Source organism: Mycobacterium sp. 1165178.9 (genome assembly GCF_001673555.1).
GTDB lineage: Bacteria > Actinomycetota > Actinomycetes > Mycobacteriales > Mycobacteriaceae > Mycobacterium.
The window spans coordinates 1-12,930 of record NZ_LZMB01000244.1 but is presented as its reverse complement, the minus strand read 5'-3'; the positions used below and the strand labels follow the sequence as shown (position 1 = coordinate 12,930).

Below are 12,930 nucleotides of genomic sequence, written 5' to 3'. Positions count from 1 at the left end.
CTGCCGCGGCCGGACGTCGCAGCCCCGGCCGACGCGCATCCCTCACCGATGCCGATGGTGGGTCGCGAGCTTCGCCTCGTCGACGTCCTCGACGTCAACAGTCCCGAGGAGGTCGGCCCGCCGGAGCTCTACGCCTGGCTGCACTACGACCCGATCCCGGCCCGCGACGACCTGGCCAAGGCGCTGCTCGCGTACTTCACCGGGCATCTGGGGATTTCGACCACCATGCGCGCCCATGAGGGCATCGGCACCGCCCAGGCGCACCTGACCGTGTCCACCGCACCGATGAGCATCTCGGTCGCCTTCCACGAACCGGTGAGCTGGAGCGGGTGGCTGCTTTACACGCACGAGAGCACCCAGGTGGGAGCGGGGATGTCGTACGTGCGCGGGACCGTGCACGCGGAGGAGGGTGAGCTGCTGGCCTCATTCGCCCAGGAGGCGCTGATCCGTCCGCTGCGCACCACCGACACGACGATCGACTCGCGCGCGCGGTTCTAAAGCGCCGGAGGCAGCGATGCGGTTCACCATCACCCACCCGATGCACAGTCATCCGTACAACCCGGAACTGGTGAGTGGGGACGGCATCGGCAAGGTTGCCGCAGCCTCCGAGGCGGCCGGGATCCACGGTTTCGGCTTCACCGATCATCCGGCGCCGTCACAGCGGTGGCTGGAGGCCGGCGGACACGACGCGCTGGATCCCTTTGTCGCCTTGGGTTTCGCGGCCGCGACGACATCCACGCTGCGGTTGATTCCCAACATCGTGGTCCTGCCGTACCGAAACCCGTTCGTGGTGGCCAAGTCCGGTGCCACCCTGGACCTGCTCTCCGGGGGACGCTTCACGCTCGCGGTGGGCGTGGGCTACCTCAAGCGCGAGTTCGCGGCGCTGGGAGTCAGCTACGACGAACGCGCCGAGTTGTTCGAGGAATCCCTTCAGGTGATCCGGGCCATCTGGACCGGCGACGATATCTCATTCGAGGGCAAGCACTTCAGCGCGCGCGGCATCACTGCGCATCCCCGGCCGGTCAGCGATCCGCATCCGCCGATCTGGATCGGCGGCAATACGTCGTCTTCGCGGCAGCGAGTGGCCCAGTACGGCGACGGGTGGTGCCCGTTCCCCGCGCCGCCGCAGCTGGCCCAGACGGCCGGCACGGCCGTCATCGACTCCGCGCAGAAGCTGGCCGACGGCATCGACGATCTGCGGCGCAGATGCGATGCGGCGGGGCGGGATTGGTCGGCGATCGACATCACCTTCACCAACTTCGAGGGCGGCAGCCCGGCGAGTGACGACTTCAACGCCGACGCCTACCTGGAGGGCCTGGACAAGCTGGCCAAACTGGGCGTGACCTGGGTCAGCATCCACCTGCCCGGCGACAGCATGACGCACGCACTCGAGACGCTCGACCGGTTCCGCAGCCTGGTCGTCGACGCGGCGTGATCAAGGGCGCCAAATGGACTTCTCCCGTGTAGTGCTCTCGCCCGAGGATCAGGACTTCTTCGACCGGACCCGGGCATTCATCGCCGAACACGTCACCGACGAAGTGCTGCGGCGTGATCGAGAGACTGGTGAAAACTTCAGTGAACCAGTGCATTTGGCGCTGGGTAAAGAGGGTTACCTGACGTCGGATTACCAGGTGGAGTCCGAAGGGGGATTCAATCCGGTGCGCCGACGGATCTTCCACCTCGAGATCGGGCGCGCTCACACGCCGTGGTTCCACTGGGGCACCACGGCGGTCGTCGCGCGGTTGGTGAAGCAATTCGGGGCAGCCGAACTCGCCGACTCGATACTTCCTGGCGTGCTGTCCGGGGATATCCGGCTGTGCCTGGGCTACACCGAGCCCGAGGGCGGCTCCGACGTCGCCACCTGCAAGACCCGAGCGGTGCGCGACGCCGATGGATCGAGCTGGATCATCAACGGCTCCAAAATGTTCACCTCGAACGCGCAGAACGCCCAGTACGTCTTCCTGCTCACCAACACCGATCCGCAGGGGCGCAAACACAAGAACCTGACCATGTTTCTGGTGCCGCTGGATTCGCCGGGTATCGAGATCCAGGGCATTCGCACGCTCGACGGTGACCGCACCAACATCGTGTATTACAGCGACGTGCGGGTCGATGATCTCTATCGGATCGGTGAGGTCAACGGCGGCTGGACGGTGATGCGGTTTGCCCTCGACGCGGAACATGGCATCACCGACGCCGAAGATCATGGCCTGCAGAACATTTCGATGCTGTCAGAGCACGGTCACCTGATGGCCGAGGCGGCCGATGGAGTCGCGGCCGTGCTGTCGAAGCCCGATGCGGCCGGTCGGCGTCCGATCGACGACGATGCGACGAAATACCGGCTCGGGCGCAGCATGGCCCGCATCGAAGCGGCCATGTCGACCCCTGGAATGTATGGGCGCGTAGCGCTCATACAGACGATGCGTGAGGTCTCCCAGGAGCTGATGGACCTGCTGGGTACGGCATCGACATTGCCCACCGACACAACGGGTTCCGCGGACGAGGGTGCCATCGAGTTCATCTTCAGGCACGGCGTGCCTGCCGGCATATACGGCGGCACGATGGAGGTGTTCCGCAACATGATCGCCCAGCACGAGCTGGGCCTCGGGCGTCCTAGCTACGGCCGCTGACCGGCAGTTCGGCCATCATCTCGACACGGGTGTCATCGAAGCTGAGGAATCCCTTGATGGGCAGGCTTTCCGGCGGCGGGCCGGCATAGCTCCAGGCCACGTCCTCGACGACCCGCTCGCCGGAGGCGAACGACCAATACGACGCAATGCCTTTGTAATTGCAGTAGCTCGACGTCTCGGAGCGCCGCAGCAGATCGGTGCGCACATGTGCCGGGTCGACGTAGAGCCGCGGGGCGAGCGCGGTCTCGAAGACGATGACGGTGTCGTCGGTGTCCACCAGCGTGGTCCCGTCGACTTGGACGCGCAGGCGGCGCTGCGTCGGACGGCAGTCGACGCGGTGATAGGGATTGGGCGGGTAGTGCACGAGTTTGCGCCCCTCTTCCAGCCAGGTGTCGACCGCGTCCCAGGGCACCTGGACGAAACCGGGCGCCTCGGGTTCCGGCTCGCTGGGCAAGTCGCCCACCTCGTCGGCCGCGAAGGCGTAGCTCAGGGGCCGGCCGCGCCGGTGCACCATGAGCGCTCGCTCGGTGTCGATCACCAGCCGGCCGTCCTTGACGGCCTGCACGCGCCGGGGATGCGGTTCGACGTAAACGACGCCGTCGGGTATCGCGGGTGAGAAGCGCCCCGCGGGATCGCTGCTGAGCGGACCACGCCCGGCCACCAGAGTCATGCATCCCTCCCGGTGCTCGCCCCGATTACCCAATCATGCGCGTCGGCGGGAGGCGGCGGCGCGTTGGATCCGGATGCCTGCCGACCTCTTTCCGGGTGTGCCGGTGTCGGTGGTCACGCGCACCCCCACGGGCCGGCCGGTGTCGGCGTCGACGAACGACAGGCGGGCGGAACCGTCTCAAGACGTGGCGGACTCTGCCGGTGCAAGCAGCGCCGCGTACTGGCGCTCGAGCAGCTTCGCGGCGCCGTCGTGCCAGCGCTCGGTCAACGACCGCGACATTGGGTCGGGAAAGATTTCGTCATCGCCGTTTTCGACACCATCGAAGATGCCTTTCGCCACCGATTGCGGAGATGCCTTCGGGATGTCGAGCCCCCTGGTCATGTCGGTGTCCACGGGACCCGTAAGCACCGCGTGCACTCGCACGCCTTGGGCCGCCAAGATGGCGCGCAGCGATTGCGTCAGGGAGAACGCGGCAGCCTTGGAGACGGAGTACGCCGGAATCAGCGACAACGGCGCCAACGCATTCACCGACAGATTGTTGACGATCGAGCCCTTGGACTGAGCCAAGAGCGGCAGGAAGGCTCGAATCACTGCGTGGGTACCGAAAAGATTCACCGAAAGGTGCTGCTCGAGCGCGGCGGGATTGCTCAGGTCGTCGTAGACCGCCAGCCCCGCGTTGTTGATCAACAGATCGAGAGAGTCCACGCTCTGCACGGCCTGGTCAATCTGAGTGGCGTCGGTGATGTCCAGGCGTAGGGCCGTCACGCGAGGATGACTGTTGTCGGTCAAGGGCTTTCGGGTACCGACGTACACGCGTCCGGCACCTCTGAGTAGGGCTTCCCCGACGAGTGCACTTCCGATCCCACGATTGCCACCGGTAATCAGGACCGCACTGCCCGAGATGGTGACCACGATGACGATCTCCTTGCTATTGATGTCGTATTGCAGGCCGCACCTGTGGTGGGCTTGCCGCGGTCAGCCGTCGCACGATGCCCGCATGTAATCCGATACGCGGGGCGGCGGAGAATCATCGCGAGGCAGCTCACAACTCGTCGAAGTAATCGGAATAGTCGCGCCGACGCCAAGGCGTGGGATAGGAACTTACCCATGGCGGGACCGGTAGCAGGCGTCAAAGTCGTCGAACTCGGGGTCTGGGTGGCCGGGCCGGCCGCCGGCGGCATCCTGGCGGACTGGGGCGCCGACGTGATCAAGATCGAGCCGCCGACAGGTGATCCGGGGCGCTTGTTCGGCCGGATGCTGGGCTGCGATCTGGGCCTGAACCCGCCGTTCGAGATGGACAACCGATCCAAGCGCAGTGTCGTGCTAGACCTCGGGACCGCGGACGGCCGCGACACCGCGTTCGAATTGCTCGCCGACGCAGACGTTTTCCTGACCAACGTGCGACCCGGCGCGCTACGGCGCCTCGGCCTGGACTTCGAGGCGGTGTCGGCGGCCAACCCACGCCTGGTCTACGGCCTGATCACCGGGTACGGCGAGGACGGGCCCGACGCCGACCGCGCCGCCTTCGACGTCGCCGCCTTCTGGTCCCGGGCCGGGGTGGCCCACCTGCTCACCCGCCCAGGCGACACGCCCCCGTTTCAGCGCGGCGGCATGGGCGACCACTCCGCCGGGATGACGATGGCCGCGGCCGTGTGCGCGGCACTGCTCGCGCGCGAACGGACCGGGACGGGTCAGCTGGTGACCACCTCGCTCTACCGGCAGGGCGCCTACACCGTGAGCTTCGACCTCAACACCTATCTGATGAGCGGCCAGCCGATCGCGATCGGGCAGCGCGAAACGATGGGCAACCCGTGCATGAACAACTACGCCGCCGCCGACGGCCGACGGTTCTGGATCGTCGGCCTAGAGCCCGAGCGGCATTGGCCGGCGCTGTGCCGTGCGGTGGGCCGGCCCGAGTGGCGCGACGATCCCCGGTTCGCCGATGCCCGTGCCCGCGCCGTCAACTCGACCGTGCTGATCGCCGCGCTGGATGAGATCTTTGCGACGCGCCCCCTCGACGAGTGGGCGGAGGTGTTCGCCGGCGAACCGGACTTCTTCTGGTCACCGATCAACACCCTCGAGGACGTCGTCGCTGACGAGCAGTTCCACGCCGCGGGCGGCATCGTCGACGTCCCCGCCGGTGAAGCCGCCGTGCCGATGGTTGCCACACCGGCGGATTTTCATGGGACTCCGTGGGCGCCACGTTCTGCGGCACCGGAACTCGGGCAGCACACCGAGGAAGTCCTGGCCGACCTCAAGGCGCGCCGCGGTTCCTGAGGGGCCGACGAGAGCTTTACAAATTTCGCCAGAAGTGTCACGCTGTCCGGTGAGTCGCATCGCCCGATGCGTGACGCGGCACCAGCCCATGACAAGCGCTTGAGACCCGCCAGCGAACTGGTGGTGAGGAATGGATCGATGGTCGCTCCAACATTCGACATCAGCAAGAGCAGCGCTGCGAAAGCAACCCGCGCGAACGGCGAGGGTCTGCGTTACCGGCTCGACGTCGTCGCGGCCAGCGCCGGCGATGTCGTGCAATCGGCCGGCGGCTGGCTCTACGACCGGGCCATGGCCGGTTGGGAAGTTACCGTGCTGCTCCCGAGGGGCTGCGACACCCGGTCGCTGCGAATCCTGGGGGTCCGTGCAGCGGACATCGAGCCGGAACTCGCCGCGCTGGGGGCGGGCTCGACGAGCCTGGCCGTCAGCGCGCAGGCGTTCTCCGCCGACGCCCGGGTTCGTGACGCGGTGCTCGAGTCGCTGGACAACCGGCTGATCGAGGTCGCCCTTTGGGGTGAGGGATGGCCCCTGGGGGTTAACCGTGCGACGACCCGTGCGCAGCACCTGCTCAGCGGCGCGGCCCGCATGTTCAAGAGCTATGCGCTTGCGGCGGCGGGCATTCCGGACGCGACGGTCGATGCCACCGAGACGCTGCTGTGCGACGTGGGCTTTGGGACCGACTCAGAGTTGATCCGGCTCGACTAGCACATGAAGAAATACTTCGGACACACCCTGCTCTACTTGCACGAGACGATCTCCCTGGGATCGGGACGAAGCGACCGCTTCACCGAAATCTTCGCTGACACCTATCAACCGATGATGGAGCAACTCGGCGCTCGGCTGTTCGCGATCTGGGAATCCACGCCGTACAACGGGCACTGGCCGCAGGTGACGGTCATCTGGGAGATCGACGGCTTCGCCGATTACGCCAGGATCGGTGCGGCGCAGGCTCGCGGCGGCAGCCACGAGGCGGCGTCCGGTAAATGGGCGGCCTTTTTGGCTGACATCGGTGCCTCGGGGGAGGGTCGCATCATGTACCCCGGGCCCAGCAACAAGACGCTCGCCCAATTGCATGAGGCCAATTTCACCGCGCCGCTGGTGATTCAGGAGATCATGCAGACCAAACCGGGACGCCAGGACGATTACATCCGCGAACTGGAGCGGCTCTACGTTCCGTGGTCGGAACGTACCGGCAAGCGCTGGCTCGGATCGTTCACCACGACCTTCCGCTACAACGAAGTCATCCACTACTGGGCGCTGGACGGCGGCTGGGACTGCTTCGCCGAGCACTACCCGTCCTGGAAGGAGAGCCCGCCGGCCGAGATCGTCACGTGGATGAGCGTGGCACCCGCGTTGCGTGACGGCTGGGAGGATTCCATTCTGCAGGCGCTTCCGCCATCGCCGCTGCGGTGACGGGACGACAGAACGCCGTGACCACCGACGATTTCCGCTACGACCCGTTCGATGCGGCCGTGATGGCAAACCCGTTGCCGTACTACAAGATTCTGCGCGACCACCATCCGGTGTACTACATGCCACAGTGGGACACGTTCGCACTGTCGCGCTTCGAGGACATCTGGACGGTACTGGAAGTCAACGACGGCACATTCGTCGCCTCGGAAGGCACGCTGCCGCCGGCATCGGTTCTGGCGCAACACAACAGCGGGCCGGTCGCCGACCCGCCGCTGCACCCACTTCCGTTTCACGCCATGTTCGACGCGGACCTCTACGGCGAGATCCGGCGCACCCATTCCCGGCCGTTCCGGCCGCGGTCGGTCACCGATATGGAGGGCCGCATCCGCGCGCTGGCCAACGAACGCCTCGACGCGCTGCTTGGAGGCGGCTCGTTCGACCTGACCCAGGACTACGGCGGCGTCGTGGTTGCCGCCATAGTCTGCGAACTCCTGGGCATTCCCACCGATCTCGCGCCGCAGGTGCTTGCGACGGTCAACGCGGGCAGCCTCGCCCAGCCCGGCGTGGGCGTGGACACCGGGCAGGCGCGGCCGAACTATTTCGAGTATCTGCTGCCCGCGGTTGCGCGCCGCCGCGCCGATTCGTCCGGGACAGCACTGGACGTGGTCGATGGACTGCTGGGCTATCACCTGCCAGACGGCAGCGCACTCGACGACATGGAAGTCGCGACCCAGATGCTGTGCATCTTCATCGGGGGAACCGAGACGGTGCCCAAAATCGTCGCCCACGGCCTCTGGGAACTCAGCCGGCGGCCCGAGCAACTGACCGCCGTGCGCGCCGACCTGGACAACAACGTGCTCGTCGCGCGCGACGAGATGATCCGATTCTGCGCGCCCGCACAATGGTTCGCGCGAACGGTGCGCAAACCCTTCGAGATTCACGGCGAAACCCTGAATCCGGGCCAGCGGGTCATCACTCTGCTCGCATCGGCCAACCGCGACGAGCAAGAATACCCCGAGCCCGATGAATTCGTCTGGGACCGGCCCATCCGCCGGTCGCTGGCGTTCGGCCGTGGCCAGCACTTCTGCATCGGATACCACCTGGCGCGGCTGGAAGTCGCTGTGCTGCTGGCCGAATGGCTTCGCAGGGTGCCCGACTATGCGATCCAGGCTGAAGCCGCCACCCGGTTGCCGTCCAGCTTCCAATGGGGCTGGAACAACATTCCGGTGGAGGTCTGACGTGTGGTCCTACCGGATCGTCGCCCCGTATCTGTTCGAGCGCACCACGATCGACGACAAGACACCCGGGAGTCTGGCCGACGGTCAGGTGCTGTTGCGGTTTTCGGCCGCGGGCGTCTGCGGCAGCGATCTGCCGGCCTTTCGTGGCGCCAAGGGGCACATCCCGGGTGACGACGGCCGAAGCGGTCCCGAGAAAGACGGCTTCCCCATTCACGAGGTCGCCGGCGAGGTGATCGCCAGCCGGCACCCCGCCCACCGACCCGGCGATCTCGTGGTGGGCTGGGCGTCCGGGTTCGACGGCCTGATGGAACGCATCGTCACCGACGGTGACGGCCTGGCGCCCTACGATCCGGCACTGACCCCCGCCCAGGCGGTCGGGCTGCAACCGCTGGCCTGCGTCCTCTACGCTTGTGAGCAGCTCGGCGACCTGGCCGGCCGGCACGTCGCGATCATCGGCCAAGGGTCCATCGGCCTGTTGTTCTCCTATGTCGCCAAGGCGGCGGGCGCGCGGCGTGTCACCGGGGTCGACCCGATCGATCGCCGCGACGTGGCAAGGGCTTTCGGGGTCGACGCCCCGGTGCGCGCCACCAGCGACCGGTGGGTGAACCAACTCGCGGCCGCGGATCGCGCGGACGTTGTCATCGAGGCCGTCGGCCACCAGGTCGCCACCCTGAACCACGCCATCGCCGCCGCTGCCCCCGGCGGCACCGTTTTCTATTTCGGTGTCGCCGACGACGAAATGTACCCGATCAGCATGCGGGCCATGCTGCGCAACAACCTGACTCTGAAATCCGGTGTGACGCTGGACCGCCGGCGAATGCTGGAGCTTGCCGGCAAGTTCGCCGCCGAGCACCCCTGGCTGCTGGGCGCCTACCTCACTCACACCTTCGGCGTCGACGAGGTGCAGGACGCCTTCGACCTGGCCTGCCGGCCGGTCGCCGAACGCATCAAGATCGCCATCGCAGGGTGAGTCGACCATGACAGATGCCTCGCCGAGCCGTCTGCAGCTAGCGCTGAGCCGCAAAACGCCGATATTCGGCGGCTGGGTCACCGGTCCGACGGCGCTGGGGCCGGAGGAATTCGCCCGCGCCGGTTACGATTACGTTGGCTTCGACGCGCAGCACGGCTATCTCGACGACGCCGACGTCGCAGCCATTCTGCGCCGCATCGAGCAAATGCCCGTCGCCACGGTGGTGCGCCTGCCCAATGCCGACGCGGCGCCGATCGGGCGGGTGCTCGACGCGGGTGCCGACGCCGTCGTCATCGCGATGATCGAGTCGGCGGACCAGGCCGCCGCGGCGGTGGCCGCCACCCGTTACCCGCCGAGGGGCGTGCGCAGCTTCGGTCCGCTGCGCGCCAGTTTGGGGCACGACCCGGCCGCTCACGAGTCACGGGTCGGCGTCTTCGCGATGATCGAGACCGCGGCCGCGCTGTCGGGCGTCCACGAGATCTGCGCCGTCGACGGCCTGACCGGAATTTACGTCGGCCCAGCCGATCTGGCCATTTCGATGGGCGCAGGTGTCGTCGGCGCCACCCGGCATCCGGACGTGCTGGACGCGATCGTGCGCATCCATCGGGCGGCGTCGGACGCGGGCCTTGTCACCGGCATTCACGCCGGGGACGGCAAGACGGGTCACGCCATGGCGCAGCTGGGATTCGGCATGATCACCCTGGCGGCCGAGTCACAGGCGCTGCGACGAGGCGCCGCGGACCACCTGCGCGAGGCCACGCAATGACAGACGACGACCACGCGAGGATCCGTGAGCTGCTCGCGGGCTACGCCCTGGCGCTTGACGTCGGCGACGTCGACGAATGCGCCCGGCTCTTCGCGCCCGCCGGCGAATTCCTGGTCTACGGCAAGACCTTTGCCGGTCATGACCGCATCGCGGGCATGTTTCGCGCCGCGGCCCGTGGCCTGCACCTGAACGGCAGCGCGCGGATCGAGGTCGAAGGAAAGCGCGCAACGGCCAGATCGCAGGTGCTGTTCGTCCGCGCGGGTGACCTGCAGCTGCGGCCCGCGATCTACGACGACGAGCTGACCCGCATCGGTGGTCGGTGGTTCTTTGCGCGTCGCCGCTGCCGCTTCGTCACCAGCGCCGGATTGGCCGACAGCCCCGAGGTGAGCCCAGCATGAACCAACGCGTCGCACTGGTGACCGGCGCCGCCGGCGGACAAGGCTGGTCGATCGCCAAACGCCTGCGTGACAGAGGCTTTTCGGTGGCCGGGTGCGACCTGCGGACAACCGAACTGCTCACCGCGCTCGGCGAAGCGGATGACGACGGCCTGATCGCCCTCGAGCTCGACGTCACCTCGCCAGGGCAATGGGATTCGGTGGTCGCCGAGGTGGTCGGGCGCTTCGGGTCGCTGAGCACGCTGGTCAACTGCGCCGGCGTGCTGCACCGGGCGGCGCTGAGCGAAGAGACGACCGAAGGTTTCGAAACCGCTTGGCGGGTCAACTGTCTGGGGCCATTCCTCGGAATGCGCGCAGCGCTGGAACCGCTACGAGAGGCGCCGAGCGCGTCGATCGTCAACATCTGCAGCACCGGCGCGATCCGGCCCTTCCCGCAGCACAGCGCCTACGGGTCGTCGAAGTGGGCGTTGCGCGGCCTGACCCAGACCGTCGCGGCCGAGCTCGCCCCCGCCGGGATCCGGGTCAACGCCGTCTTCCCCGGCCCGATCGCCACCTCGATGCTCGACGACGCCACCCAGGCGCGGCTGGTCGCCGCGTCGACATTCGGACGGATCGGCGAGCCCGGTGAAGTCGCCGACGCCGTGGCCTTCCTGGTGTCTGACGAGGCATCGTTCATCACCGGCTCCGAACTCGTCATAGACGGTGGGCAATGCCTGCAGATCCACTGAACGTCGGCATCATCGGCGCCGGCCCTGGCGGCCTAGCCCTGGGAATCATGCTGTCGCGGGCCGGCTTTGACAGCTTCACCATCTTCGATCGGGAAGACGGCGTCGGGGGCACCTGGCGAATCAACACCTATCCGGGGCTGGCGTGCGACGTCAAATCGCACCTTTACTCCTACTCGTTCGACCTGAACGCCGGCTGGTCGCGACTGTGGTCGCCGCAGCCCGAGATCCTGGACTACTTCGAGCACTGCGCCGACAAATACGGTCTGCGGCCACACCTGCGGCTGCGGACCGAAATTCGAGCGGCGCAGTGGCACCCGGGCACTCAGTTGTGGTGCCTGACGACCGCATCCGGCGAGCAACACCACTTCAACGTCGTTGTCTCGGCGGTCGGGTTGTTCACCCGGCCGCTGCTTCCGGACCTCGTCGAGGAAGAGCCGTTCAGCGGAACCGTGATGCACTCGGCGCGCTGGGATCACTCGATACCGTTGAAAGGCAAGCGGATCGCCGTGCTGGGTACCGGTTCGACGGCCTCCCAGCTGATCCCCGAGCTGGCCAGGGTCGCCGACAAGGTGTATTCGGTGCAACGGTCACCGACCTGGATCCTGCCCAAGCCGGACCGGCACTACACGCAGCGCGAACGCTGGTTGTTCGCGCACCTCCCGTTCGCCAAGAGGCTTTACCGCGCCCGGTTGTGGCAGCGCAGCGAATCCAACATCGCAGTGATCGAGCACGGCAGCGAAAAGACCGAGGAATTCAAGGCCGTCGCCCTGGGTCTGCTCGAGAAGGCGATCGACGACGAGGACTTGCGCCGCAAGCTCACACCGCAGCACCCGATGGGGTGCAAGCGGCTGGTGTTCTCTTCGGACTACCTGCCCGCGCTGACCCGGCCCAACGTCGAGGTGGTGACCAGCTTGGCGCGGACCCTGCGGTCCCGGTCCCTGGTGACCGAAGACGGCACCGAACGCGAGGTCGACCTGGTGGTCTGCGCCACCGGATACGCCGCCGCCGACTACCTCGCGGAGCTGCACGTGATCGGTGAAGCCGGCGTCACCCTGCGGGAGGTGTGGCGGGATGGGGCCCATGCCTACCTCGGCATGGCCGTGCCTGGATTCCCCAACTTCTTCATGCTGTACGGACCGAACACCAACGTCGGGTCCAACAGCGTCATCTTCATCCTCGAGGCGCAGGCGCGTTACATCGTGCGGGCCCTGCAATACCTGCGGCGCAGGGGCAAGCGCTACGTCACGGTGCGGCCCGCCGCGCTGGCCGACTTCGTCGCCAAGATCGATCGATGGATGGTCGGCACCGTCTGGACTACCCAGTGCAGCAACTACTTCCGTGCCCCCAACGGACGCGTGGTCACCCAGTGGCCGCGCAGCGCGCGCGCCTTCTGGGGCATGACGCGCAGGTTCTCCCCGGCCGACTTCCGCTTCACCGCGCCGGTCGCGCCTGCGGTCGAGGCGGTCACCGCTGCGGAGCGGGGTGTGCGGTGACGGAACTGGACGGCGCCGATCGGCTTGATCCGGCGTTACGTGCTGTCGCTACGACACGAACCGAGTTTTCGCTGGCCGCAATACAACTCATCCGTGAGCCGTTCAACGAACGCCGCCGGGTGACCGCCGCGCAGACCGACGCGAATGGGGTCCGGATCGCCGAGGACCGTGTACCGACGGAATCCGGCGGTGTCCAGGTGCGCATCTATCGATGCGGGCCGCAGGGCCGGGCGCCGGGCGTGGTGTACTGCCACGCCGGCGGTTTCGCGCTGGGCAACCTGGACACCGATCACCGTCAATGCGTGGAGCTTTCGCGACGCGGCCGCTGCACGGTGGTCTCGGTGGACTATCGG

The 12,930-nt window shown here is 67.2% G+C and carries 15 protein-coding genes; 13 read left to right on the top strand and 2 right to left on the bottom strand.

The window, feature by feature from the left end:
• The 3 genes from A5652_RS11145 to A5652_RS11135 form a co-directional block, all read left to right on the top strand.
• Positions 1-498: acyl-CoA thioesterase II (locus A5652_RS11145; protein WP_197513910.1), on the top strand; the 498-nt coding region annotated here is incomplete at its 5' end.
• A gap of 16 nt (positions 499-514) precedes the next feature.
• Complete coding sequence (locus A5652_RS11140) at positions 515-1,435, top strand: LLM class F420-dependent oxidoreductase (protein ID WP_067350566.1); 921 nt, start codon at positions 515-517, stop codon at positions 1,433-1,435.
• Positions 1,436-1,448: 13 nt separating this feature from the next.
• Positions 1,449-2,630, top strand: coding sequence for an acyl-CoA dehydrogenase family protein (locus A5652_RS11135; protein WP_067350563.1), 1,182 nt, complete (start codon positions 1,449-1,451; stop codon positions 2,628-2,630).
• Here A5652_RS11135 and A5652_RS11130 read toward each other — a convergent pair.
• Both A5652_RS11130 and A5652_RS11125 read right to left on the bottom strand, forming a co-directional pair.
• Positions 2,614-3,300 carry a DUF427 domain-containing protein gene (locus A5652_RS11130; RefSeq protein ID WP_067350559.1) on the bottom strand — a complete coding sequence of 229 codons (687 nt, stop codon included), beginning with the start codon at positions 3,298-3,300 and terminating at the stop codon, positions 2,614-2,616. The two genes, A5652_RS11135 and A5652_RS11130, sit on opposite strands and share 17 nt — an antisense overlap.
• 177 nt (positions 3,301-3,477) lie before the next feature.
• Positions 3,478-4,236, bottom strand: coding sequence for an SDR family NAD(P)-dependent oxidoreductase (locus A5652_RS11125; RefSeq protein ID WP_067350556.1), 759 nt, complete (start codon positions 4,234-4,236; stop codon positions 3,478-3,480).
• Positions 4,237-4,407: 171 nt separating this feature from the next.
• Here A5652_RS11125 and A5652_RS11120 point away from each other — a divergent pair, with 171 nt between their 5' ends.
• The 10 genes from A5652_RS11120 to A5652_RS11075 form a co-directional block, all read left to right on the top strand.
• Positions 4,408-5,577 carry a CaiB/BaiF CoA-transferase family protein gene (locus tag A5652_RS11120; RefSeq protein ID WP_067350553.1) on the top strand — a complete coding sequence of 390 codons (1,170 nt, stop codon included), beginning with the start codon at positions 4,408-4,410 and terminating at the stop codon, positions 5,575-5,577.
• 138 nt (positions 5,578-5,715) lie between these two features.
• The gene (locus A5652_RS11115) at positions 5,716-6,279 is read left to right on the top strand and encodes a hypothetical protein (protein ID WP_067350572.1); all 564 of its coding nucleotides are present in this window, start codon (positions 5,716-5,718) and stop codon (positions 6,277-6,279) included.
• Between the two features lie 3 nt (positions 6,280-6,282).
• Positions 6,283-6,987: an NIPSNAP family protein gene (locus A5652_RS11110; protein WP_067350550.1), complete on the top strand. Its 705-nt coding sequence runs from the start codon at positions 6,283-6,285 to the stop codon at positions 6,985-6,987.
• A 62-nt stretch (positions 6,988-7,049) separates the two neighbouring features.
• Complete coding sequence (locus A5652_RS11105; protein WP_067350569.1) at positions 7,050-8,225, top strand: cytochrome P450; 1,176 nt, start codon at positions 7,050-7,052, stop codon at positions 8,223-8,225.
• 1 nt (position 8,226) lies between these two features.
• Positions 8,227-9,195 (top strand): zinc-binding dehydrogenase, encoded by a 969-nt coding sequence (locus A5652_RS11100; protein WP_067350547.1) that lies wholly within the window; start codon positions 8,227-8,229, stop codon positions 9,193-9,195.
• 7 nt (positions 9,196-9,202) lie between these two features.
• The gene (locus tag A5652_RS11095) at positions 9,203-9,961 is read left to right on the top strand and encodes an HpcH/HpaI aldolase/citrate lyase family protein (protein ID WP_067350543.1); all 759 of its coding nucleotides are present in this window, start codon (positions 9,203-9,205) and stop codon (positions 9,959-9,961) included.
• Positions 9,958-10,359, top strand: coding sequence for a nuclear transport factor 2 family protein (locus tag A5652_RS11090; RefSeq protein WP_067350539.1), 402 nt, complete (start codon positions 9,958-9,960; stop codon positions 10,357-10,359). The genes A5652_RS11095 and A5652_RS11090 overlap by 4 nt, the downstream gene beginning before the upstream one ends.
• Positions 10,356-11,084, top strand: a complete 729-nt coding sequence (locus A5652_RS11085; protein WP_067350537.1) for an SDR family NAD(P)-dependent oxidoreductase — start codon at positions 10,356-10,358, stop codon at positions 11,082-11,084. The genes A5652_RS11090 and A5652_RS11085 overlap by 4 nt, the downstream gene beginning before the upstream one ends.
• Positions 11,066-12,577: an NAD(P)/FAD-dependent oxidoreductase gene (locus A5652_RS11080; RefSeq protein WP_067350535.1), complete on the top strand. Its 1,512-nt coding sequence runs from the start codon at positions 11,066-11,068 to the stop codon at positions 12,575-12,577. Before A5652_RS11085 ends, A5652_RS11080 begins: the two co-directional genes overlap by 19 nt.
• Positions 12,574-12,930, top strand: a 357-nt coding sequence (locus A5652_RS11075) for an alpha/beta hydrolase fold domain-containing protein (protein WP_156745276.1), incomplete at its 3' end; no start/stop codon positions are given. The genes A5652_RS11080 and A5652_RS11075, both read left to right, overlap by 4 nt.

Coding starts and splice junctions, on each gene's coding strand:
- A5652_RS11140 (WP_067350566.1), top strand. CDS start 515: ATGCGGTTCACCATCACCCACCCGATGCACAGTCATCCGTACAACCCG.
- A5652_RS11135 (WP_067350563.1), top strand. CDS start 1,449: ATGGACTTCTCCCGTGTAGTGCTCTCGCCCGAGGATCAGGACTTCTTC.
- A5652_RS11130 (WP_067350559.1), bottom strand. CDS start 3,300: ATGACTCTGGTGGCCGGGCGTGGTCCGCTCAGCAGCGATCCCGCGGGG.
- A5652_RS11120 (WP_067350553.1), top strand. CDS start 4,408: ATGGCGGGACCGGTAGCAGGCGTCAAAGTCGTCGAACTCGGGGTCTGG.
- A5652_RS11115 (WP_067350572.1), top strand. CDS start 5,716: ATGGTCGCTCCAACATTCGACATCAGCAAGAGCAGCGCTGCGAAAGCA.
- A5652_RS11110 (WP_067350550.1), top strand. CDS start 6,283: ATGAAGAAATACTTCGGACACACCCTGCTCTACTTGCACGAGACGATC.
- A5652_RS11105 (WP_067350569.1), top strand. CDS start 7,050: ATGGCAAACCCGTTGCCGTACTACAAGATTCTGCGCGACCACCATCCG.
- A5652_RS11095 (WP_067350543.1), top strand. CDS start 9,203: ATGACAGATGCCTCGCCGAGCCGTCTGCAGCTAGCGCTGAGCCGCAAA.
- A5652_RS11090 (WP_067350539.1), top strand. CDS start 9,958: ATGACAGACGACGACCACGCGAGGATCCGTGAGCTGCTCGCGGGCTAC.
- A5652_RS11085 (WP_067350537.1), top strand. CDS start 10,356: ATGAACCAACGCGTCGCACTGGTGACCGGCGCCGCCGGCGGACAAGGC.
- A5652_RS11080 (WP_067350535.1), top strand. CDS start 11,066: ATGCCTGCAGATCCACTGAACGTCGGCATCATCGGCGCCGGCCCTGGC.